The organism is Ligilactobacillus animalis KCTC 3501 = DSM 20602 (assembly GCF_001434535.1).
In the GTDB taxonomy this organism is placed as follows: Bacteria; Bacillota; Bacilli; order Lactobacillales; family Lactobacillaceae; genus Ligilactobacillus; species Ligilactobacillus animalis.
Map to the genome: position 1 here is coordinate 22,151 of NZ_AYYW01000010.1, position 21,301 is coordinate 43,451.

Annotated in this window: 17 protein-coding genes, 5 tRNA genes and 1 riboswitch; of the genes, 5 read left to right on the plus strand and 17 right to left on the minus strand. The window is 43.0% G+C overall.

Annotation, left to right across the window (positions count from 1 at the left end):
- The gene (locus tag FC30_RS02345; protein ID WP_010688535.1) at positions 1–672 is read right to left on the minus strand and encodes a 2,3-bisphosphoglycerate-dependent phosphoglycerate mutase; all 672 of its coding nucleotides are present in this window, start codon (positions 670–672) and stop codon (positions 1–3) included.
- 92 nt (positions 673–764) lie between these two features.
- Positions 765–2,135, minus strand: a complete 1,371-nt coding sequence (locus FC30_RS02350; RefSeq protein WP_010688536.1) for a threonine/serine exporter family protein — start codon at positions 2,133–2,135, stop codon at positions 765–767.
- A 230-nt stretch (positions 2,136–2,365) separates the two neighbouring features.
- Between FC30_RS02350 and FC30_RS02355 the strand changes: the two genes are divergently transcribed.
- A complete protein-coding gene (locus FC30_RS02355) occupies positions 2,366–3,493 on the plus strand; it encodes an LCP family glycopolymer transferase (RefSeq protein ID WP_010688537.1) in 1,128 nt (375 codons plus the stop codon).
- A 242-nt stretch (positions 3,494–3,735) separates the two neighbouring features.
- Here FC30_RS02355 and FC30_RS02360 read toward each other — a convergent pair whose 3' ends face one another.
- The 5 genes from FC30_RS02360 to FC30_RS02380 all read right to left on the minus strand — a co-directional run bounded on the left by FC30_RS02360 (position 3,736) and on the right by FC30_RS02380 (position 9,000).
- Positions 3,736–4,968 (minus strand): CHAP domain-containing protein, encoded by a 1,233-nt coding sequence (locus tag FC30_RS02360; RefSeq protein ID WP_005917864.1) that lies wholly within the window; start codon positions 4,966–4,968, stop codon positions 3,736–3,738.
- 167 nt (positions 4,969–5,135) lie between these two features.
- Positions 5,136–6,116: a beta-ketoacyl-ACP synthase III gene (locus FC30_RS02365; protein WP_010688538.1), complete on the minus strand. Its 981-nt coding sequence runs from the start codon at positions 6,114–6,116 to the stop codon at positions 5,136–5,138.
- A 131-nt stretch (positions 6,117–6,247) separates the two neighbouring features.
- A tRNA-Leu gene (locus FC30_RS02370) sits at positions 6,248–6,333 on the minus strand.
- A 50-nt stretch (positions 6,334–6,383) separates the two neighbouring features.
- The gene (locus FC30_RS02375) at positions 6,384–6,827 is read right to left on the minus strand and encodes a SprT family protein (protein WP_010688539.1); all 444 of its coding nucleotides are present in this window, start codon (positions 6,825–6,827) and stop codon (positions 6,384–6,386) included.
- Complete coding sequence (locus tag FC30_RS02380) at positions 6,820–9,000, minus strand: Tex family protein (protein ID WP_010688540.1); 2,181 nt, start codon at positions 8,998–9,000, stop codon at positions 6,820–6,822. The genes FC30_RS02375 and FC30_RS02380 overlap by 8 nt, the downstream gene beginning before the upstream one ends.
- 126 nt (positions 9,001–9,126) lie before the next feature.
- Between FC30_RS02380 and recQ the strand changes: the two genes are divergently transcribed.
- A complete protein-coding gene (gene recQ / locus FC30_RS02385) occupies positions 9,127–10,902 on the plus strand; it encodes a DNA helicase RecQ (protein ID WP_010688541.1) in 1,776 nt (591 codons plus the stop codon).
- A 219-nt stretch (positions 10,903–11,121) separates the two neighbouring features.
- Here the strand turns inward: recQ and nadE are convergent, their stop codons facing one another.
- Positions 11,122–11,949: an ammonia-dependent NAD(+) synthetase gene (nadE, locus tag FC30_RS02390; RefSeq protein WP_010688542.1), complete on the minus strand. Its 828-nt coding sequence runs from the start codon at positions 11,947–11,949 to the stop codon at positions 11,122–11,124.
- Between the two features lie 14 nt (positions 11,950–11,963).
- On the minus strand, positions 11,964–13,433 hold the full coding sequence (locus tag FC30_RS02395; protein WP_010688543.1) for a nicotinate phosphoribosyltransferase: 1,470 nt from the start codon (positions 13,431–13,433) through the stop codon (positions 11,964–11,966).
- Between the two features lie 145 nt (positions 13,434–13,578).
- Here FC30_RS02395 and FC30_RS02400 point away from each other — a divergent pair, with 145 nt between their 5' ends.
- From FC30_RS02400 to FC30_RS02410, 3 genes are all read left to right on the plus strand, one after another.
- Entirely contained in the window at positions 13,579–14,313 is a 735-nt protein-coding gene (locus FC30_RS02400) for a WecB/TagA/CpsF family glycosyltransferase (RefSeq protein ID WP_010688544.1), read from the plus strand.
- A gap of 70 nt (positions 14,314–14,383) precedes the next feature.
- Positions 14,384–14,428: riboswitch (PreQ1 riboswitch) on the plus strand.
- Between the two features lie 20 nt (positions 14,429–14,448).
- The gene (locus FC30_RS02405) at positions 14,449–15,447 is read left to right on the plus strand and encodes a nucleoside hydrolase (protein WP_010688545.1); all 999 of its coding nucleotides are present in this window, start codon (positions 14,449–14,451) and stop codon (positions 15,445–15,447) included.
- Positions 15,440–15,994, plus strand: a complete 555-nt coding sequence (locus tag FC30_RS02410) for an ECF transporter S component (RefSeq protein ID WP_010688546.1) — start codon at positions 15,440–15,442, stop codon at positions 15,992–15,994. The genes FC30_RS02405 and FC30_RS02410 overlap by 8 nt, the downstream gene beginning before the upstream one ends.
- Positions 15,995–16,038: 44 nt before the next feature.
- Here the strand turns inward: FC30_RS02410 and FC30_RS02415 are convergent, their stop codons facing one another.
- The 8 genes from FC30_RS02415 to FC30_RS02450 all read right to left on the minus strand — a co-directional run bounded on the left by FC30_RS02415 (position 16,039) and on the right by FC30_RS02450 (position 21,231).
- Positions 16,039–16,737 carry a GntR family transcriptional regulator gene (locus FC30_RS02415; RefSeq protein WP_010688547.1) on the minus strand — a complete coding sequence of 233 codons (699 nt, stop codon included), beginning with the start codon at positions 16,735–16,737 and terminating at the stop codon, positions 16,039–16,041.
- Positions 16,738–16,761: 24 nt separating this feature from the next.
- Positions 16,762–17,898 carry an N-acetylglucosamine-6-phosphate deacetylase gene (gene nagA, locus FC30_RS02420; RefSeq protein ID WP_010688548.1) on the minus strand — a complete coding sequence of 379 codons (1,137 nt, stop codon included), beginning with the start codon at positions 17,896–17,898 and terminating at the stop codon, positions 16,762–16,764.
- Between the two features lie 74 nt (positions 17,899–17,972).
- Positions 17,973–18,773 carry a pyrroline-5-carboxylate reductase gene (proC, locus tag FC30_RS02425; RefSeq protein ID WP_010688549.1) on the minus strand — a complete coding sequence of 267 codons (801 nt, stop codon included), beginning with the start codon at positions 18,771–18,773 and terminating at the stop codon, positions 17,973–17,975.
- A 66-nt stretch (positions 18,774–18,839) separates the two neighbouring features.
- Positions 18,840–18,911: transfer RNA gene (locus tag FC30_RS02430), tRNA-Gln, on the minus strand.
- A gap of 3 nt (positions 18,912–18,914) precedes the next feature.
- Positions 18,915–19,000, minus strand: a tRNA-Tyr gene (locus FC30_RS02435).
- Between the two features lie 192 nt (positions 19,001–19,192).
- Complete coding sequence (locus FC30_RS02440; protein ID WP_010688550.1) at positions 19,193–20,662, minus strand: peptide MFS transporter; 1,470 nt, start codon at positions 20,660–20,662, stop codon at positions 19,193–19,195.
- Positions 20,663–21,076: 414 nt separating this feature from the next.
- Positions 21,077–21,149, minus strand: a tRNA-Thr gene (locus FC30_RS02445).
- A gap of 10 nt (positions 21,150–21,159) precedes the next feature.
- A tRNA-Glu gene (locus tag FC30_RS02450) sits at positions 21,160–21,231 on the minus strand.
- Positions 21,232–21,301: the final 70 nt, after the last annotated feature.

Below are 21,301 nucleotides of genomic sequence, written 5' to 3' on the forward strand. Positions count from 1 at the left end.
TTATAATGTCGTTTTAGAGATGATCTGTAATTTCTCGTCTAATTCATAGATGATCGGCGCTGCATTAGCAACTTCGACCCCATCGATCCCTGTATCAGAGATCGCTTCTAGGTATTTGATCAACGCCCGTAAAGTACTACCATGAGCCACGATCAATTGATCTTTTCCTTGCAGCACTCGCGGAGCAATATGGTCGACCCAGTAAGGGATGATCCGGGCTGAAGCTTGTTTTAAGCTCTCAGCACGGGGGACGATCGTTTTAGGATACCTTTGATAACGGCGATCGCTTTGTGGTTTTTCCAACAAAGGCGGGACAGCATCAAATGAGCGACGCCACAAAGCAACTTGCTTTTTACCATAAAGTTTACGGGTATAGTCTTTATTCAGGCCCCGCAATGCGCCATAATGTCGTTCATTTAAACGCCAAGTTTTGGTGAGTGGTAAATAATTTTGCCCTAACTCAGCTAACACGATATCGGCTGTTTTGATCGCACGTTGCAAAACTGATGTATGTACGTGCTCAAACACGATCCCCGTTTGGCGTAATTTTTCCCCAGCTATTTTAGCTTCTCTGATACCTTGGGCTGTCAAAGGTGAATCCGACCAGCCCGTATATTCGTTTTCTTGATTAGCTAAACTTTGCCCATGCCGGATCAATACTAACTTTGTCATCCGTCGTTTCCTTTCCAATTGATCTTACTTCTACTACTATAACGAAAAAAGAAGCGTCAAAAAAGGTCTGTCGCTTCTTTTTTATTAAAATATCAATCACTATACCGCCATTTTGGATCCGTCAAGATCCGAGCTGCAATCAAGCCCAATGGTAAAGCCAAGACGATCAAGGTCGCTTGGGTCAACCAATATGCCCCCACACTGATCGAATTTAAGCCGATGTTGTACACCGCTCGATACATATAGAGCCCCGGGACCATGATCACGATCGCAGGTACTGTCAAAGAAATGCGAGGGTAACCAGCTTTTTTACCTAAGATCGAAGCTAACAAGCCCGCCAGCAAGGCTCCAGCAAAAGCAGCCGCTGCAGGCGGAACATTGGTAAAATCGACCAATTCCAAACGTAACGTATTCGCCAAGGCCCCGATGATCCCCGCAGTCGAAGCTAGTTTAGGTGAACTATTGAACATCAGAGAAAAGCCAAAGACCCCACAAAAACTAGCCGGTAGTCTTAACGCTAGCAACTGCCAAGAAGTGAGTTGCAAGGGAATGAAATCTTCAGGCTTAAAGTTGATGCTCATCGCAGTCAGCCAACCGACCATCGTAGCAACGATAATGATCGTCAAAGCATGTGCCATGCGTTCCAAGCCTGAACGCATATCAAGTTTAGCGATGTCTAGCCCACTCGTGATAAATGGAAAGCCTGGGATCACAAACAACATTGCCCCAATATAGCCCGCTTCGTGGCGACTAGAAACCGAAAATAGTGCTTCGATCCCCCGAAAAGAGACCATGTACATCAAACAGGCCACTGCCACACTGACAAAGATCCCCGCAAATAAAGTGATCTTGTGCTGATTCATTTTAGCACGCACATAATTACCAAAGCCCGCCCCGATAAAGGCACAGATCATTTCGATCAGACCACCACCAAGCAAAAAGACAAAGGCACCGCAGGCAAGAGCGGCTGCTAGACCTAAAACAGGTGGTTTATATAGGCCTGATTTAGCCCGGATCTGATCGATCAAATAATGGATATCTGAGATCGTCATCTGCCGACCGTGGCGTTCGAATTCTCGCACGAACCACTCAAGATCAGTCAACTTACTCGTATTGACCCCTGAAGTCGCTAGTGCCAAAGTTTGAGTGTAACTCTCATCGAGTTCGACACAGGTGTATTCGATCGAGACTAACCCCACATCAGCCGTACAGGTCAACCCTAGAACGCGGGCAATACTATTCATTGAATTTCTAACGCGCCAGGCCCCAGTTCCACAGGCGAGCATCAAGATCCCGATCCGTCCAACGATCGCAGCTCTCTCCTTTAAACTTGCATCAATTGCCAATTCATCGCCGGCATCTCCGATGAATTCGTCCCATCGGATAGTCATATGGTGATGCTTGGATAATGGCGCACGTTTTCTTTTAGTAGCCTTCTTACTAAAATTTTTCTGCTGTTCCATTTTATCCTCCAAACTATCAATGTAAATTACCGTTTTATTTTCACGGTTTTGTAAACAATATGTAACATTACCGATTATAGCACAAAATCCCTTTATTTTCGGGCTTTTTACGAAAAGAAATATTTGACTTAAATCTTAATTTAAATTAAAATTCCTTCCTAAACCTTATATTTTATGTCCAAACGTGTATAATTCAATTGAGAGAGCATAAAAAATAAGGAGCACCATATATGAATAATGAAATTGAACCGCGATCGAGAAAAAGTTCGTCCTCGCATGTCAAAAAGCGTGATCCCAAATTACGCAAACGGATCTGTTGGACTTTACTGGCATTGACCTTGATCGTTTTTTGGGGAGCTGGAACTTACATATATCACATTCTAAATTCAGCTAAAGATACGTTAGACAAGACCTACAACGGTTCAAATGTAACTAAGAGTCGCGATGTTTCCTCTGTCCTAAAAGACAAGCGTCCGATCTCAATCTTACTACTTGGGACCGATACAGGTGATCTCGGGCGCGATGACACCGGGCGAACCGATACGATCATTGTCGCTACTCTAAATCCCGAAACTAAGACGACTACTTTAACAAGTATCCCCCGCGATACTAAAGTCAGAGTCCCAGATTCGATCAATTCATATGATAAAGTCAACTCAGCCTACACGATCGGTGGGGTCTCAACTGCGATCGAAACGATCCAAGATACTCTTGATATTCCGATCGATTACTACGTGTTAGTCAATATGCGCGGGTTGACGCAGATCGTTGATGCTGTGGGTGGGATCACGATCAAACCACTACTTACTTTCAAGTATGAAGATGCTGACGTAACTAAGGGCAAAACAGTAACGATGAATGGGAAACAAGCTTTGGCTTACTCACGAATGCGTTACGATGATCCGGAAGGTGACTACGGTCGACAAAAACGGCAAAAGCAAGTTATCGAAGCCATCGTTAATAAATCACTTTCTGTTTCGGCGGTTTCTAACTATCAAAAATTACTTAAATCGATCGGAAGCAACATGCAGACCGATCTAACTTATGGCGATATGATCACGATCGCAACTAGCTACAAAGACGCTGGTCAAACGATCGAATCTAACGTGCTACAGGGACAAGATACTATGCTAGATGGACTTTCATACCAAGTCGCATCTGCTTCTGAAAAGAAAAAAGTCTCGGATGCGATCCGTAAACAACTTGGCTTAGATGCTTCGAAGAAGAGCTTTGACGATGAAACGTCTCTCACTAATTCGACTGGTGGTTCTACCTATCAGACCACTGATGATCCAACGACTTACACCAATGACTATGGCAACACTTCTTCTGATTACACTGGAAATTATGCTTACTAATTAATATCTTAAAGACACGCTCCAATAATTTGGGACGTGTCTTTTTGTGTATGCTCATAAACGCTAGATGGTTGCATTTACAAGTGTTTATGAGAGTTCTCAAGGGAGGGGTTAGTCTTTCGTTTATTATAGCTGCAAGACGTATTTGGGCACCTTTTACTTATCTACGCTATATTTTCAGCATACAAAAAAGCTCATTGAAAATGAACTTGTCATTTTCAATGAGCTTTTGAAAACTTATCTTAACGGTGGATGTAGATATAGCTACCTGCACCAGAGATAGTTTGTGTGTTAGGACCAGCTGGATTGCTGAAGCCCATACCGCCTTGGCTGATCGTTACAGAGTTGCCGTTAACAGATTCAACGTAAGCAACGTGTCCGTAAGCACCATCAGCTGTCCATTGACCACCAACGGATTGGCCTGGTAAGAAGACGATGATCGAACCAGCAGCTGGTGAATGGTCTACTCTAAAGCCAGCAGCTGCTGCAGATGAACCCCATTGGCCACCATTGCCCCAGTTATTGCCAGCCCAAGGAGCAACTTGTTTTACGTACCATGTACATTGACCCCATGGATATGTGTTACCAGCTACGATACCATGTGTACTACCATCACCTTGGCTGATGCTACCAGCGTTAGAACTTGTAGCTTCTGGTGTTGCTTTAGTTTCAGTAGCTTTGTTATCGTTGTTGTTTGACTTGTTGTCATCTTTCTTAGCGTCAGCAACTTGTGCAGTTGCGTTTGCTTTATCTTGAGCAAGTTTAACTGTATTTGCAGCTTCTTCATATTGAGATTGTAAAGCAACTAAAGTAGCTTTGTTATCTTCGATCTTCTTGTTCAAGTCAGCTTGTTGTTGATCAGATTTTTCTTTCATTGATTTCAAATCATTTTGTTTTGTTTCAAGTTCAGATTTATCTGATTGCAAGTTAGCCTTTGTCTTTTCTTGTTCATTCAATAATGCTGTGTATTGATCTTTTGCTTCTTTAACATCGTTCAAAGCTTCTTTGTTAGCTTTGTTCAACTTGTTAACTGCAAAAGTACGTGAAACTAAGTCAGAGAAGTCTTCTGAGTTGATCACGAAATCAAGGTAGATGTTACCACTAACTGTATCGCCAGATTTCTTTTGTAAAGCAACTAATTGGCCTTTAAGTGCTTCTGTACGTTTTTCAACTTCGACCTTAGCACCTTCAATCTGACCATTTAACTGGTTGATCTTTTCATTTGATTGGTCGATATCAGTCTTTAATTTTTCGATCTTTTCAGTGTTATCTGAAATTTGTTCTTGTAACTTAATGTTGTCAGCATTTGCTGATGCAATATCTTTTAATAATTTATCTGTTTCGCTCTTATTAGTATTGATCGCATTTTGAGTATCAGATACAGTATCTGCACTCACTGCTGTTGTTGTGTTTAAAACAGACACAGCCAACATACTAAGTGCGACTGTACTTGTGATTACTTTCTTTAAAAACATAATTTTGGATACCTCATCGATTTATTTACTTTTCATAGTATACACTAGTAAGATTACAGAAATGTTACTCTTAAATTACATATTTGTGCTTATTTATCTAGCTTATGTTACTTAGAAACACGAAAAAACCCGTGTTTGTAACATTACATCCACGGGTCAAATACACTTTATTTACCAAATTCACTTAGATCTAACAAGATACTGCCATAGGCTAACCCGGCACCAAAGCCAGTCAGCAAAACTTTTTTCGGCCGTTTCCCCTGCGCTAAAGCTTGCGCCAAGGCTAACGGGATCCCTACTGAAGAGGTATTTCCCGCTTCAGTAACATTGATCGCAAACTTGTCTAGATCCAAAGCTAAATGTTGCGCAATATTTTCGATCAACCGCAAATTAGCCTGGTGCGTGACCACTAGATCAAGGTCAGCTGGCTTAACACCATTATCTGCCAAAAATTCATCGATATGAGCAGTAACATCATTTGTTACAAAATTGTAAACTGCCCGTCCATCTTGATAGAATGCATCCAGCTGTGGATAATTGTCGGCAGCAACTTTTTGGAGCGGTTCAACGCGTCCGCTGTGGATAACCTCAGTGTTACCTTGCGTGGCGAGCTTTTCAGCTAAATAAGCTGTTTGGCCGGCACTTTTTTCTAAGATCACACCCGCTGCGCCATCTCCAAAAAAGACGGCTGAGGTCCGATCGGTAAAGTCCATCATCTTGGAATTAGTTTCCGCACTGATGACCATTGCCCGCTGATACATTCCACTGTGGATAAATTTTTCAGCCGTTGCCAGCGCAAAGATAAAGCCCGCACACGCTGCGGACAAGTCATACGCAAAAGCATTGCTAGCTTGAATATTTTTTTGGACGATCGCTGCTGTTGCTGGAGTTAAAGCATCTGGGGTGATCGTCGAGACGATGATCAGATCGATCGCGGTCGCATCTAACTTGGCTTGTTTCAATAACTTTTGAGCGACCTTCGTAGCTAGATCTGACGTATTTTCAGCGATCGCATAGTACCGTTGCTTGATCCCAGTGTGGGACACGATCCATTCATCGGATGTATCCATCAACTGACTCAATTCATCATTAGTCACTACCTTTTCAGGAAGATACCCCGCACTTGCGGTAATTTTTACGGCTGTCATAGTAGGCCCTCTTTCCAAAATATTTATCATTAGCTTTATCATAGCATATCGTTTTGTGGACAAACTAACTCTTTGCTTTTATCCACAAATGAAAAAACAGGACTGTGAATATTCACAGCCCTGCTTAGTGATGCGGGTAAATGGATTCGAACCATCACGAGCTCAATTGCTCACCAGATCCTTAGTCTGACGCGTCTGCCAATTCCGCCATACCCGCGACAACAGAATTAATTATAGCAGACAAACTAGACCCCTGCAACTATTTTTTTAGATTTTTTTCAAAAGGCGCAACTTCCCGTGACAGCGACTGCAAACAAAACGGTTAATATCGATCCGGCGTTGGCGCTGATATTTTTGCCCGCAATTTTGACAACTGTATGTGTAACGATAATTCTTCGTACTGGCCGGAGCATACCGTAAGCCACCGACCTGACGCAATAATTGCTTGAAATCCTGATCCCGGTGCCGATATCCTTGCCCGGTCAAATGCAGATGGTAGTGACATAGCTCATGTTTGATCGTTCCGATAAGGGTCGCTTCCCCATGTTCTGTCAACATCTTTTCATTGATCTCGACATCATGACTCGTCAGTAAATAACGGCCCCCAGTGGTTTTCAAACGTCGATTGAAGTAAGCGCGGTGAACAAATGCACGTTTGAAATATCTCAATGAGAGCTCTTCAACTAGTGTCTGAAGCTGTTGATCAGTCATCGGTCGGCGCTAACATACTCAACTGGATGCGCCCACGCTTAAGATCGACATCCGTCACATAAACATCAACGATATCACCAACTGCAACGACTTGACTCGGATGCTTGATAAATCTTTGACTCATTTTAGAGACGTGAACTAACCCATCTTGCTTGACTCCAATATCCACAAAGGCGCCAAAGTCGACAACGTTACGCACGGTTCCCTGTAATTTCATCCCTACCTTGAGATCTTCTAAATGTAAGACATCGGCTTTTAGCAATGGTGCTGGCATAGAATCACGCAATGTGCGCCCCGGTTTCTTTAAGCTCGCTACGATATCTTTGACCGTGGCTAGTCCTGCTTGATTGGCTTTAGCAAAAGCTTTCGCATCAAAATGAACTAACTTTTCTTCTGCTAGAGCGGTCCCGATCTCGGCTTGCTCGATCTGTGCTTGAGCCAAGATCGCTTTCGCTAAAGGATAACTTTCAGGGTGAATATCAGTGTTATCAAAAACATTTTTGCCCCCAATGATCCGCAAGAAACCCGCGGCTTGCTCATATGCCTTTTGGCCTAAACGGGCAACTTTTTTGAGCTGGGTCCGCGTGGTAAAGCGTCCATTTTCATCCCGATAAGCGACGATATTTTTGGCAGTCGTTTTATTCAGACCTGAAATATGTTGCAATAAAGCGGCACTAGCTGTGTTCAAATTGACCCCTGCTTGATTGACCCCAGTCTCGATCACCGTTTGGAGTTCCTCATCTAATTGCTTTTCGGGCAGATCGTGTTGATATTGACCGACCCCGATCGCTTTTGGGTCGATCTTGATCAATTCCGCTAATGGATCTTGTAAACGCCGCGCAATACTTACCGCTGAGCGCTCTTCCACATTAAAGTCAGGAAATTCCTCGCGTGCTTGGGCACTGGCAGAGTAAACTGAGGCACCAGCTTCGTTGACGATCACATAATAGACCTTGTGCTTTAACTCGCTTAAAACTTCTGCCACAAAACTTTCCGACTCCCGACTCGCGGTCCCATTGCCGATCGCGATCATTTCAACTTGATATTTTTCAAGTAATTCCAGCAAAATTTGTTTGGCTTGAGCTCGTTTTTTAGGATCTGGGCGCTTGCCTTTAGCTTTTTCATGCGGATAGATCACTGCTTTGGCTAAAAATTTCCCGGTTGGGTCAACAACGGCTAATTTACAACCAGTTCTAAACGCCGGATCAAGGCCTAAGACTGTCTTGCCTTTTAAAGGGGCTTGCATCAATAAATGGTAGAGATTATCACCAAAGACTGCGATCGCACTAGCAGCAGCCCGCGCAGTCAATTCTTTGCGCAATTCGCGTTCGATCGCCGGCCGGATAAAACGTCTATAGGCATCGGTATACGCCTGTTCCACATATTGCATACTTGGCCCTAACTTTTGCCCGATGATCCGTGCATGAAAATAGCGAAGCACATACTCATCGTCAAGCTTGATCTTGACTTGTAAGATCTTTTCCTTTTCTCCCCGATCAAGGGCTAAGATCCGGTGGTCTAAGATCGTTTTGAGTCCCTCTTCAAACGTATAGTAGTCTTGATAGATGCCTTTTTCATCTAAACTTTCATCTTTGACTTTTGCGACTAACTTTCCTTTAGTTTGAGCATGTTTTCTGACCCACGCCCGTAGACTTGCATCCTCACCAAAGGCCTCAGCTAAGATCTCATGTGCGCCCGCCAAAGCTTCTTGTGGCGTATTGATCTCTTTTTTAGGATCGACATATTTTTGCGCCTCGCTGATAACATCGGCTGAGCTATCTGTCAGTAAAAATTTAGCTAAACCTTCTAAGCCACGTTGACGTGCGATCTGAGCCTTTGTCTGCCGTTTTTGCTTGAACGGTAGATAAATATCTTCGAGCTGTTGTAAGGTTTGGGCTTGGACTAACATCCGCTCTAGTTTAGGCGTTAATTTCTTTTGCTCGGCTATTTTAGCTTTAATATCCGCCCGTCTTTTTTCAAGTTTTTCAACTTGCTGATAAGTCGCGGTGATCTCACGCAATTGAACTTCATCTAAGCTCCCCGTCGCTTCTTTACGATAGCGTGCGATAAAAGGGATCGTATTGCCTTCTTCGACTAATTTTAGAACATGCTTGATCTGATCAGGACGATAGGCTAACTGTTGCTCAACTAATTGTAAGTAATCTGCTTCCACATTTTTCCCTCACATTCTATGATTTAACTAGATTATAGTGATTTTTTGGTAAATGAACAAGTTTGCGCTTCGGCTGATAAAAAGCTAAAATCATACGTGACACTATTTTAAAGGGGGCAGCATTTTTTGACACCAACAGAAGCACTTAAACATTACTTTGGTTATACCGAATTTAAAGCCGGTCAAAAAAAGGTGATCGACTTGCTCTTAGGACACAAAAATACTCTCGCACTCTTACCAACTGGGGGCGGAAAATCCCTGTGCTATCAGATCCCAGCACTTTTAGAAGATGGTTTGACCTTGGTCATCTCACCTCTGATCTCCTTGATGAAAGACCAAGTCGATAGTTTACAACAAAATGGGATCCCTGCTGCCCTTATCAACAGTTCCCAGGAATTTGAAACGGCTAAAGCAGTCTTAGCCAAAGCGCGCCGGCATGAATTAAAACTGCTCTATATCACTCCTGAGCGCCTTGAAAATCAATTCTTCCTAGAGTTACTGCAGACCTTATCAGTTTCTTTAGTCGCAGTCGATGAAGCCCACTGTATCTCGCAATGGGGCCACGATTTTCGCCCTAGTTATTTAAAATTACCCGCTTTATTGGCTCAACTGCCCGTCCGCCCTACGCTAGTCGCCTTGACCGCTACAGCTACTCCACAAGTCGCAAAAGATATCAAAGAATTACTTTTGATCCCCGCTGAAAATGAAGTCAAAACGAGTTTTGCCCGCGATAATCTGACCTTCAAGCTCATCAAAGGGACTGATTTTGAACACTATCTTCTCAGCTATCTCAAGCAAAATCCCAATGATTCTGGCATCATCTACGCTTCCACCCGCAAAAGAGTCGAACAGCTAGGCATCATGCTAAATAAAATGGGGATCAAAGCGGGTATTTACCATGCGGGCTTAAGTGAATTACAGCGGCGTGAAAGCCAAGAAAATTTTCTCTACGATCGTACCCCCGTCATGGTCGCTACCAATGCTTTTGGGATGGGGATCGATAAAAGCAACGTCCGCTTCGTGATCCATGCCCAAGTTCCCGGTAGTCTGGAGGCCTATTATCAAGAAGCAGGCCGCGCTGGGCGTGACGGACTACCAAGCGAAGCGATCTTATTTTACAAAGATGCTGACCTGCAAGTCCAACGTTTCTTCATCGACAATTCCCAAGCTGATGAACAGCACCGTGAATTTGACTACCAAAAACTCCAGGCCTTGACCCGCTATGCTAATACCGAAGAATGCTTGCAGCGCTTTTTAGTCCAATATTTCGGCCAAGATTGTCCTGATTGTCAAAAATGTACAAACTGTACCGATACCCGTGAAAAACAAGACATCACTAAAGAAACCCAGATGATCATGTCATGTATCGTGCGTATGCAATCGCGTTTTGGCAAAAAGATCGTCGCTCAAGTTTTAGCGGGCTCTAAGGCTAAACGGATCCTTGAATTGAATTTCGATCAGCTTTCAACTTATGGGATCATGCACCAAAAAACCAAAGAGATCGAAACTTTGATCGACTTTTTGACCGCCAGTGGTTATCTCAAAACGAGCAGTGGGCAATTTCCCACGCTCCATGTGACACAAACAGGGCTGGAAGTCTTACGTGGCCAAGCAAAAGTTTATGCCCGCATCGAAAAAGCCGAGCGCAACAGCGAACAACCGGTGGAAAGTGGCTTATTTGAACATCTCCGTAAATTGCGTCGGCAGCTGGCTGAAGCGCAACACGTCCCACCATTTGTCATCTTCTCCGACCAAGCTTTACAAGACATGTGTGTGATCTTACCGACAAACGAGATGGAATTCTTAGAAGTCAAAGGTGTCGGTCATAGCAAACTTGAAAAATACGGAACGATCTTTTTAGATGCTATTAAAAAATATCAGAGTGCGAGCCAGCCCGGGTAGCTCCGTACAGATAACAAGGCCTCTACCATAATGCGTTTTTTTGCATTATGGTAGAGGCCTTGTTATTTGCTAGGAGTTGGGCTGGCGAGCACGTTTCCACTATATAACTCAGATGCGTTTAACAGTACGCAAAAAGACCACCCAAATTTATCCACAAATTCGAGTGACCTTTATGTAAATATATGTCACAGCTTTTTTATCTGAGTGGTCGTACTAAGCTTATTTCCAAAATGTATCGTAGACTGTGATCGGCAAATGACGTTTGTGTCTTGTCTTAGTAAACCAATTTTCGATCTTTTCAGCTACATCAGGGCGCACTTCTTTACCCTCTAAATAGTCATCAATGTCATCATATGTCACACCTAAGGCTACTTCATCGGGTAAAGCTGGGCGATCTTCTTCTAGATCAGCTGTCGGTGTCTTTTGGTAGAGATGTTCAGGCGCACCTAGGACTTCTAGCATTGCTCGACCTTGGCGCTTGTTTAGCCGCCATAACGGCATGATATCAGCACCGCCATCCCCAAATTTGGTGTAAAAACCTGTGATTGCTTCGGCAGCATGGTCGGTACCTACAACAGCCCCACTATTAGCACCGGCGATCGCATATTGAGCGATCATGCGTTGGCGCGCCTTGATATTGCCCTTGTTAAAGTCACTCACCATCACATCATTAGCTTGAACGGCTGCGACCATCGCATCGGCTGCTTCTTTGATGTTGACCCGCATCATTTCGTCAGCTTGCATAAATTCGATCGCATCCAAAGCATCACTTTCATCGGCTTGGGTCCCATAAGGTAAGCGCACGGCGATAAATTTATAACTATCATCACCTGTCTCGGCACGCAATTCAGTGATCGCCATTTGACATAACTTGCCACATAGCGTTGAGTCTTGGCCCCCAGAGATGCCTAACACAAGGGTCTTTAAAAATGAATGCTTGCGTAAATAAGCTTTCATAAAATCGATCGAGCGTCTGATCTCAGCTTCCGGATCGATCGTTGGTTGGACTTTTAATTTAGCAATGATCTCTTGTTGTAATGTTCTCATTAACTTTGACCTTCTTACTTTTCAAGTTTTTGATTGATACTTTCGCGAACCTCTTTGATGATCTTCATCTTGTTGTCGTAACATTTTTGTGAAAGATCGACCGGATAGTCTTGCGGATTTAGATCACGCTTGTATTCTTCCCACAGGCTATCTAAATGCAATTTGGAATATTCTTTGATCTCCTCTAAAGTTGGTAGCTCATAGACCAACTCACCATCCTTGAAAATATCGCGCAATAAAGGACGCGCGTTAAAGTCAGTCACATCTTTATTGATATACGTATATTGTGGGTGGAACATATAAAGCGATTTTTCTTTACGTGGATCTTCATCCCCGATCGTAATATAATCCCCTTCAGATTTACCATCGGTCTTTTTAGTGATCCGCCAAACTTGCTTGCGTCCCGGAGTCGATACTTTTTCGGCATTGCTTGAGATCTTGATCGTATCTTCAAGTACACCATTTTCGTCCTCGATCGCTACCATCTTGTAGACCGCACCTAGAGCTGGTTGATCATAGGCCGTGATAAGCTTAGTTCCCACGCCCCAAATATCGATCTTAGCTCCTTGCATCTTCAAGTTGGTGATCGTCTTTTCATCTAGGTCGTTTGAAGCATAGATCTTAGCATCTGGAAAACCGGCCTCATCCAGTTGTTCACGGATACGCTTTGAAATATAAGCCATATCGCCAGAATCGATCCGCACTCCTAAGAAATTGATCTGATCGCCTAGTTCTTTAGCCACTTTGATCGCATTAGGCACACCTGAGCGTAAAGTGTCATAAGTATCAACTAAAAAGACACAATCTTTATGCGTTTTAGCATATGCCATAAAAGCATCATAATCATTGCGGTAGGCTTGAACTAACGCATGGGCATGTGTCCCACTGGCTGGGATCCCAAAAATCTTAGCTGCCCGCACGTTGCTGGTCGCGTCAAAGCCCCCGATATAGGCTGCCCGTGTTCCCCACAAAGCAGCGTCAAATTCTTGCGCGCGCCGTGTACCAAATTCAAGCAAGGCATCATCCCCACAAGCCGAACGGACACGGGCTGCTTTGGTTGCGATCAGAGTTTGATAATTAACAATGTTCAAGATCGCGGTTTCGACTAATTGGCAATCTACCAATGGGCCTTCCACTTGGATCAAAGGTTCGTTGTTGAAGACGACTTCCCCTTCAACGACTGAACGGATCGTTGCTTTAAATTTAAAATTGCGGAGATATTCGATAAAATCATCCGGATAGTCACCGATCTCTTTTAAGTAGGCGAGATCATGTTCAGTAAAGCGTAAATTTTGAATATAATCAACGACACGTTCTAATCCTGCAAATATTGCATACCCATTTTGAAACGGTAGCTTACGAAAATAAACTTCAAAAATCGCTTTCCGATCTGCCAGACCTTGACGCCAATATGTCTGCATCATATTGATCTGATAAGCATCGGTATGCAATGTATAACTATCATCTGGATATAATTTAACCATTTTTTTCCTCTTCATTAATCAATTGTTTTTCCGAAAAAATTTTAGCGGATTTGACTACATGTGTTTAATTTTATCACTTTCGAGCCAAAATACCAATCTAACTGCTATAATAATAACAAATCCTTAGATTTAAATGAGGTATATCATGCAAAATAATTTTGAGACTGTAAATGTTTTGGGGCTTGATTTTATCAAAGCCACCCAAGCTGAATTTTTGGAACAACTAAAACGCGATAGCCAAACTAAAGATGACCGTTTTATCGTGACTGCTAATCCTGAGATCGTCTTAGCGGCCAAAGATGATACTGCCTATGCTAAAACGATCCGTAGTGCCGACTACATCACGGCCGATGGGATCGGGATCATCAAAGGAGCTAAGATTTTAGGTGATCCGTTGCCCGAGCGCGTAACAGGCTATGATACACTAGTGGCTCTGTTAGCTTTTGCCAATGAGCATCAAAAGAGCGTCTTTTTCCTCGGCGCTAAACCAGCTGTTTTGGAAAAAGTTCTAGCTAAAGTAAAAACTTCCTATCCTGATCTAAAGATCGCTGGGAGTTGTGATGGTTATTTCAAAGATGAAGCTAAAGTAGCCCGTCAGATCGAACAAGCCCGACCAGATTTTGTCTTTGTGGCCCTCGGCTTTCCCAAGCAAGAATTCTTTATCGCTAAACACCGCGAGCTAGCACCTGCTATTTGGATGGGAGTCGGTGGGAGCTTTGATGTTTTGTCCGGTCAAACAAAGCGTGCACCTAAATGGTGGATCGACCATCATCTTGAATGGGCTTATCGCTTATTAAAAGAACCAAGTCGTTTCATCCGGATGCTCGCTTTGCCCAAATATCTTTTATTAGTCTACCGCAAAAAAATTTTTGGTCGTTGATCAACAAGCCGTTGTTTAACGGCTTATTTTTTTCTATAATGGAAACTGCATTTATAAAAATCAAGGATAACTTGGACTGGTTCGCAAACTTCCCAGGATAAAAAACCAAGGATCTCATTAAGGAGGTTGGAAATTATGGATGCAACAACAACTCAAAAAGTTATCATTGACTGTGACCCTGGTATTGATGATAGCCTAGCTTTAATGTTAGCTTTGGCTTCACCTGAGCTCGAAATTCTCGGGATCACTACGGTCGCCGGCAATGTCCCTTCAGATCTAGGTGCTAAAAATGCACTCAAAATTTTAAATCATTGTCATCGTTTAGACATTCCCGTCTATTGTGGAGCTTCTAAGCCACTTAAACGCACCTATGTCAGTGCCCAAGATACTCATGGCGCTGATGGTTTAGGTGAAAGTAAGCTCCCCGAAGTCTCTCATCCGTATCATTTAGGGGCCAGTGATTTTATCAATCAAGCGCTCTACAACGAACCTGATTTAACGATCATCACTTTAGGTCCACTGACCAATATCGCACAAGCTCATCAAAAAGCGCCCGCAGCTTGGAAAAATTGTGGTCGTTTGGTTTCTATGGGTGGAAATTTCAAAAGTTTTGGTAATTGCTCACCAGTTGCTGAATATAACTACTGGTGCGATCCAGATGCAGCAGCCTACTGTTTTGATAACTTACCCTTAAAGATCGAAATGGCCGGACTCGATGTGACTCGTAAAATGTTATTTACCCCTAATATTTTGGAATTGATCCGCCAAACACGGCCTAAAGAAGCTGACTTCATTCAAAAAATAACCCGCTTTTATTTTGATTTTCATTGGCAATACGAAAAAGTTATCGGTTGCGTCATCAATGATCCGTTGGCTGTCGCCTATACACTTTGGCCCGAACTTTGCCAAGGCTTTGCAGCTCACACTAAGATCGCAACAACTGGGCTTGCACTGGGACAAAGTATCGTTGATGAAAAAAACTTTTGGCAAGCTCCAGCTAACAGCTTCGTATTGACTCAAGTAAATGCTTTAGCAGCTATGAAATTATTTTTAAGTCGTGCTTGTGGCTTAGATCCGGATATGTTGGAACAAACACTACCTCAGATCGCTGATTTGGAGGTGCCACATGCCTAAAAGAACAACTCCACGGTACCTCACCCTATGCGCCTTAGGGATCACTTTGAATATCATTGGAAGTAATTTGGCGCTGTTTTTACACCTGCCACTTTATCTCGACACGTTAGGGACTATGTTATGTGCCACCTTGCTCGGCCCAACTGCGGGTCTACTAGTTGGGGGCAGCACGGCATTATTAGTTGGAATGACGACTGATGTTTTTTCTCTATATTATTCACCGATCCAATTGCTGATCGGTCTGATAGTTGGGTTTATCTTCAAATATCGTACTCCCACTAAAATTTGGCAACTTTTTTTGGCCGCTCTCTTGATTTCTTTACCAGGAACTTTAGCTAGTACTGCGATCACCTATTTTTTATTTAATGGGATCACTAGCTCTGGTTCAAGCATGTTCGTTCAGATCCTAAGTGGAGCAGGCGTCCATCAAGCACTGGCGATCTTTTTGGTCCAGATCAGTACTGACTACTGCGACCGCTTGTTGACCCTTTATCTCATCTGGTTGCTTTATCGCAAATTACAACCGCGTTTTTCTTTTAAAGCCTAATAATAAATAGCGCCCCAAGTTCAAATGAGCTTGAGGCGCTTTTTTTATTTTTCTAGATAAAATTCAAACCGTTCACCAGCATACTGCGTACGAACGTATTCAAAAGGCCGACCATCACCTAATTTAGTGATCTGACGTAGGCGTAAGATCGCTGAACCACGTTTTAACTCGAGATACTCAGCGATCTTTTCGGAAGCCAACATCGAGCTGACCGTTTGTTGCGCATGGCCGATCGTCAAACCATTTTCTTGCAACGTACCATACAATGAATTGGTGATCTGCTTGCGTTGATAATTTTTGATCAGATCATACGGTAAAGTCGCCACTTCAAAACAGATCGGAACTTCATCGGCGTATCGGATCCGCTCCATCCGCAATACTTTTTGACCAGGCCCTAACTTTAAATGCTCACTTTCACTGAGCGAAGGGGCAGTCACCAAATAAGAGACCGTCTTACTGGAAGGCGTCTTGCCTTGCGCTTCCGTCAACGCCGTAAAACTCGTGACCCCAGACATCTTTTCTTGGACCTTTTTACGCGCTACATAAGTACCTGACCCGATCTGGCGCTCTAAGATCCCTTCTTCGACTAGAGTCTGGATCGCTTGGCGCAAGGTCATGCGACTGACACCAAACTGCACCGCTAGATCACGCTCTGATGGGATCCGATCACCGACCGCCCAGCGATTTGCTTCGATCTCCTGTTTGATTTTATTGTGGATCTGAATGTAAATTGGTGAACCCATGACTACCACCTTCCATATTTAGGGTTATTTTTTGAATCGACGTCCAAAACTATAGGTCTCGACTAGATCAAGTTCATGGTCAAAGACGTTAAAATCAGCATCTTTACCCACTGCTAACACACCTTTTTGCGTCAAGCCAAATTCTTTAGCTTGATTTAAGGAAGTCATCTTGATCGCGTCTTCTAGTGAACAACCGGTAAACTTCATAATATTTACAAAAGCGTCTTTATATTGTAAAACACTTCCGGCTAAATTACCACTCTCAAGGCGAGCTTGTTTGTCTTTGACGATAACTTTTTGGCCACCTAATTCAGAGACTCCTTCCGGCATGCCCTTAGCCCGCATCGAATCAGTCACTAACTCGATCTTATCTGGTCCCTTCAATTCATAGGCTAATTTGATCATATCAGGACACACATGGAAGCCATCAGCGATCAATTCACAATAGATGTTATCTTCCAGCAAAGCATGGCCCGTCACACCTGGCTCACGATGTTTAAATTCGCGTTGGGCATTATACAAATGCGTCACGTGACTGGCACGGGAATGTTTCATCTGTTCACGCGTCGCATTACTATGCCCGACAGAAGGCACGATCCCATGTTCAAGACAGTATTGCTCAAATTCAGGCGAAGTTTCATGCTCAGGTGCATAAGTCACCAATTTGATCATATTACCGGATAATTCGTTCCAATGATCGAATAATTTTGTATCTGGAGCTTGAATGTATTCTTCTGGTTGTGCCCCCTTGAAGACTGGTGAGACAAAAGGCCCTTCCAGGTGGATACCTTGGATAACTGGATTCTTAGCTGCAGCTTCTTTGATCGCTGTCATCGCATGCGCAATATTTTCCGGTGATTGGGTCATCGTTGTTGGAAAATAAGTCGTAACACCTTCATAGACCATGTCATCGACCATTTCACTCAACTCTTGGTCATTCCCATCCATGGCATCAAAATTATAGCCACCGTGACTATGCACATCGATAAAGCCCGGTACGATGATCTTACCATCGACATCGATCACCTCTTGATCAGCTGGTGAAACTCGATATTCACTCATTGGACCGATCGCTTCGATCTGCTTATCAAATCGAATATAGGCGTCATCTATCTTATCTTCTCCTGTATAAACAACAGCATGCTTGATAACTTTGCTCATAATTGAACCCGCTTTCTTATTTTAATTACACCTTAATAGTAATAGGTATAGACCAAAATTACAAGCACAAACGCTTATTTTCCTTGATCTTTATTGATCGTCGCATCCATGCCCTTGATCACAGCCGTCATAAAGCCAGCTTCTTCCATGGCAAGCAAGCCGGCGATCGTCGTTCCACCAGGGGAACAAACATCATCGACTAATTGCATCGGTGTCTTTTGATCAGCTAAAACTTTTTGCGCACTCCCTAAAACAGCTTGGGCCGCGATCTTAGTTGCTTGATCTTTTTTCAAACCGTATTTGACCCCAGCGCGCGACATCGCATCGATAAAGAAATAAACATAGGCCGGTGAACTACCCGCTAAAGCGACAAAGGTACTAAAATCTTTTTCGGGTAAGATCTCAGTTTGACCGATCATTTCAAAGAGTCCTTTGACACGCGCAAAATTAGTCTCTGTCACAGCAGGACTTGCATTCAAAGCCGTCATTCCAGCCGCGATCTCTGCATTGACATTTGGCATGATACGGATGATCTCTAAGTCTTCAGGTGTCAGCTCTAACAAATCAGCGATCTCTGCGATAGATACACCTGTTACCATCGAAACGATGACTGGCTTTTTTTCTTGTACCGTCGTTTTGATCTCGTGTAAGACCTCAGCTAACACGATCGGCTTGACCGCTAAGAAAATAATGTCTGCTGTTGAAACGACTTCAGTATTGCTAGCACACGCATGTAGTCCATGTTCTTTAGCATATGGTTCATAACTTGCTTTGCGAGCACTGTGCAAGTAGATCTCTGCTTTTTGCCCTTGACTTAACCAACCATTGATAATTGCCCGTGCCATATTTCCAGCACCGATAAATCCTAATTTCATTTGCTCACCTGCTTTTTTTAAATTAAAAAAAGGTCACGACCTAAGTAAGTCGCGACCTATCAGTCATTGGGCTAGCTGGATTCGAACCAGCGCATGACGGTACCAAAAACCGTTGCCTTACCGCTTGGCTATAGCCCAATATGGTGGAAGGGAGTGGATTCGAACCACCGAACCCGAAGGAGCGGATTTACAGTCCGCCGCGTTTAGCCAGACTTCGCTACCCTTCCGTATTCCATATCTCATATCAGATGACTTAACGCATCCGACTTAATTATGATACCCTGTTTGGGATCAAAATGCAACACTTTTTGAAAACTTTTTTAAATAATTTTTTTCTGACCCTTTTTAAAGCTTTAAACTAATTCCCAAATAAAAAAACTGTACCGCTGATCTGAAGTGATCTGCGATACAGTCAAATGTTAATTAACGTTTTCCATTAGTTTTTTGATACGTGGTGTTAAGACTAAAAGTAATCCACCAAAGACTACGGTCACGATCCCGATCGTTCCAAAGTAAACTACTTCAGTTCCTTCATTGTAGAGACGTACGATCTGTGCATTGAAGGCTTGGGCCACCGCATCACCTAAGAACCAAATACTCATCATTTGAGCTTGGAAAGCTTTAGGGGCTAATTTAGTCGTCACGGAAAGGCCGATCGGTGAGATCAACATTTCCCCGATGATAACTAACGCCCAGCTCATGATCAACCATAATGGGCTGACCTTAGCGTCTGTTCCAAATAAAAGACCTGGTAACATCATCCAGATAAAGGAAGCTCCGGCAAAGAACAGACCAAAGGAGAACTTCGTTGGTGATGATGGTTGTTTCTTCCCTAACTTAGTCCATAATTTTGCAAAGAATGGAACATATAACATGATGAAAAGTGGGTTCATACTTTGGAACCAACTTGATGGGAAGTTAAAGCCAAATAATGATAGACGTGTTTGTTCGTTGGCAAATAATGCTAACACAACTGAGCCTTGTTCTTCGATCGACCAGAAAAGCACAGAAGCGATGAACAATGGAATATAGGCTAACACACGTGAACGTTCAACTTTATCGATCTTGTTACTTGCCAAGATCTTAACGAAGTAATAAACCGGAATACATACCGCAAAGATCGTCAATAAGTTGATGATGTTCATGATCGTAAACATATTGAAGAGCAACATCAAAGTAATGATCAAGGCAACTAAGACAGTCCAAACGGCAGTCTTTTTACCCAAACTCTTCAATTCATCTGGTTCAAGTGGATCAGTTGGATATAAGCTTTCTTTAGAAAGATACTTCCGGCCATCGATCGAGTATTGGATCAAACCAAAGAACATCCCGATCGCTGCCAATGAAAAACCAAGGTGGAAGTTGACTTGTTGTCCCAACCAGCCAACTGTCAGTGGTGCAATGAAAGCCCCCATGTTGATCCCAAAGACAAAGATACTAAAACCTGAATCTCGTCTTGTATCTTCAGGAGCATATAAGCCACCGACCATTTCGGAAACATTTGGTTTAAGTAGCCCCGTCCCGATCACGATCAAAGCGATCGATAAGAAAAGAGCCATTCTGCCAAATGGAGTCGCTAAGACGATATGCCCTAACATGATCAAGACCCCACCGACAAAGACCGTTTTCCGACTACCCCAGATACGGTCACTGACAAAGCCACCGATCACACTGGATAAGTAAACAAGCGAACCATAGATCGACATAATTGAAGCTGCTGTCGTCTTATCAAAACCAAGACCGCCTTGTGAGACGGAATAATACATATAGTAAAGTAAGATGGCACGCATACCATAGTAACTAAATCTTTCCCACATTTCTGTGAAAAAGAGCGTTGATAAACCGCGTGGATGCCCTAGAAACGTGGGCTCCTGTGTTTTATCTGTCATTTAAATTCCTCCAAACAGTGCCAAAAGACATCAATTGTTCGTTACACAATTACAATACATTGAACAAATAATAAGAAAAATGCAATGTATAACAGTACTATTATAAGTTTCAAAAAATGATACGTCAAATCAATATTAGAATAAACTTACTGAATATCCCCCCTAGCTGAGAATAATTACATTATCATATCATGTTTTTTTGCATAAATAGTTAAAATAATGGATAAAAGTCGCTACCTGACTTAATTTCCAACATTTTTCCTCAAATGTCTTACTTCCCAATAATTCGCCTGAGTAAGTTAAAATATTTAAGAATTTCCCTCAGAAAACTCATGTTATTCAGATACTTAAGTATGTTTAATGCAAAAAAAAGATCTAGGAATTTTCCTAGATCTCTTACCGTGTAAAACCTACTGCCGGTTGCAGGATTCGAACCTGTGACCCTCGGTTTACGATACCGATGCTCTACCAACTGAGCTAAACCGGCGAAATAATGATGACCCGTACGGGATTTGAACCCATGTTACCGCCGTGAAAGGGCGGTGTCTTAACCACTTGACCAACGGGCCATGATATAAAAATCAACTCCGGCAGGCGGACTCGAACCGTCGACAGCCTGATTAACAGTCAGGTGCTCTA

What these genes read in the sequence shown, in the direction of transcription:
- FC30_RS02400 (WP_010688544.1), top strand. Translation starts at nt 13,579, where the DNA reads ATGCAAAATAATTTTGAGACTGTAAATGTTTTGGGGCTTGATTTTATC.
- FC30_RS02345 (WP_010688535.1), bottom strand. Translation starts at nt 672, where the DNA reads ATGACAAAGTTAGTATTGATCCGGCATGGGCAAAGTTTAGCTAATCAA.
- FC30_RS02350 (WP_010688536.1), bottom strand. Translation starts at nt 2,135, where the DNA reads ATGGAACAGCAGAAAAATTTTAGTAAGAAGGCTACTAAAAGAAAACGT.
- FC30_RS02440 (WP_010688550.1), bottom strand. Translation starts at nt 20,662, where the DNA reads ATGACAGATAAAACACAGGAGCCCACGTTTCTAGGGCATCCACGCGGT.
- FC30_RS02375 (WP_010688539.1), bottom strand. Translation starts at nt 6,827, where the DNA reads ATGACTGATCAACAGCTTCAGACACTAGTTGAAGAGCTCTCATTGAGA.
- FC30_RS02415 (WP_010688547.1), bottom strand. Translation starts at nt 16,737, where the DNA reads ATGGGTTCACCAATTTACATTCAGATCCACAATAAAATCAAACAGGAG.
- FC30_RS02355 (WP_010688537.1), top strand. Translation starts at nt 2,366, where the DNA reads ATGAATAATGAAATTGAACCGCGATCGAGAAAAAGTTCGTCCTCGCAT.
- FC30_RS02410 (WP_010688546.1), top strand. Translation starts at nt 15,440, where the DNA reads ATGCCTAAAAGAACAACTCCACGGTACCTCACCCTATGCGCCTTAGGG.
- FC30_RS02395 (WP_010688543.1), bottom strand. Translation starts at nt 13,433, where the DNA reads ATGGTTAAATTATATCCAGATGATAGTTATACATTGCATACCGATGCT.
- nagA (WP_010688548.1), bottom strand. Translation starts at nt 17,898, where the DNA reads ATGAGCAAAGTTATCAAGCATGCTGTTGTTTATACAGGAGAAGATAAG.
- proC (WP_010688549.1), bottom strand. Translation starts at nt 18,773, where the DNA reads ATGAAATTAGGATTTATCGGTGCTGGAAATATGGCACGGGCAATTATC.
- FC30_RS02360 (WP_005917864.1), bottom strand. Translation starts at nt 4,968, where the DNA reads ATGTTTTTAAAGAAAGTAATCACAAGTACAGTCGCACTTAGTATGTTG.
- FC30_RS02365 (WP_010688538.1), bottom strand. Translation starts at nt 6,116, where the DNA reads ATGACAGCCGTAAAAATTACCGCAAGTGCGGGGTATCTTCCTGAAAAG.
- FC30_RS02405 (WP_010688545.1), top strand. Translation starts at nt 14,449, where the DNA reads ATGGATGCAACAACAACTCAAAAAGTTATCATTGACTGTGACCCTGGT.
- nadE (WP_010688542.1), bottom strand. Translation starts at nt 11,949, where the DNA reads ATGAGAACATTACAACAAGAGATCATTGCTAAATTAAAAGTCCAACCA.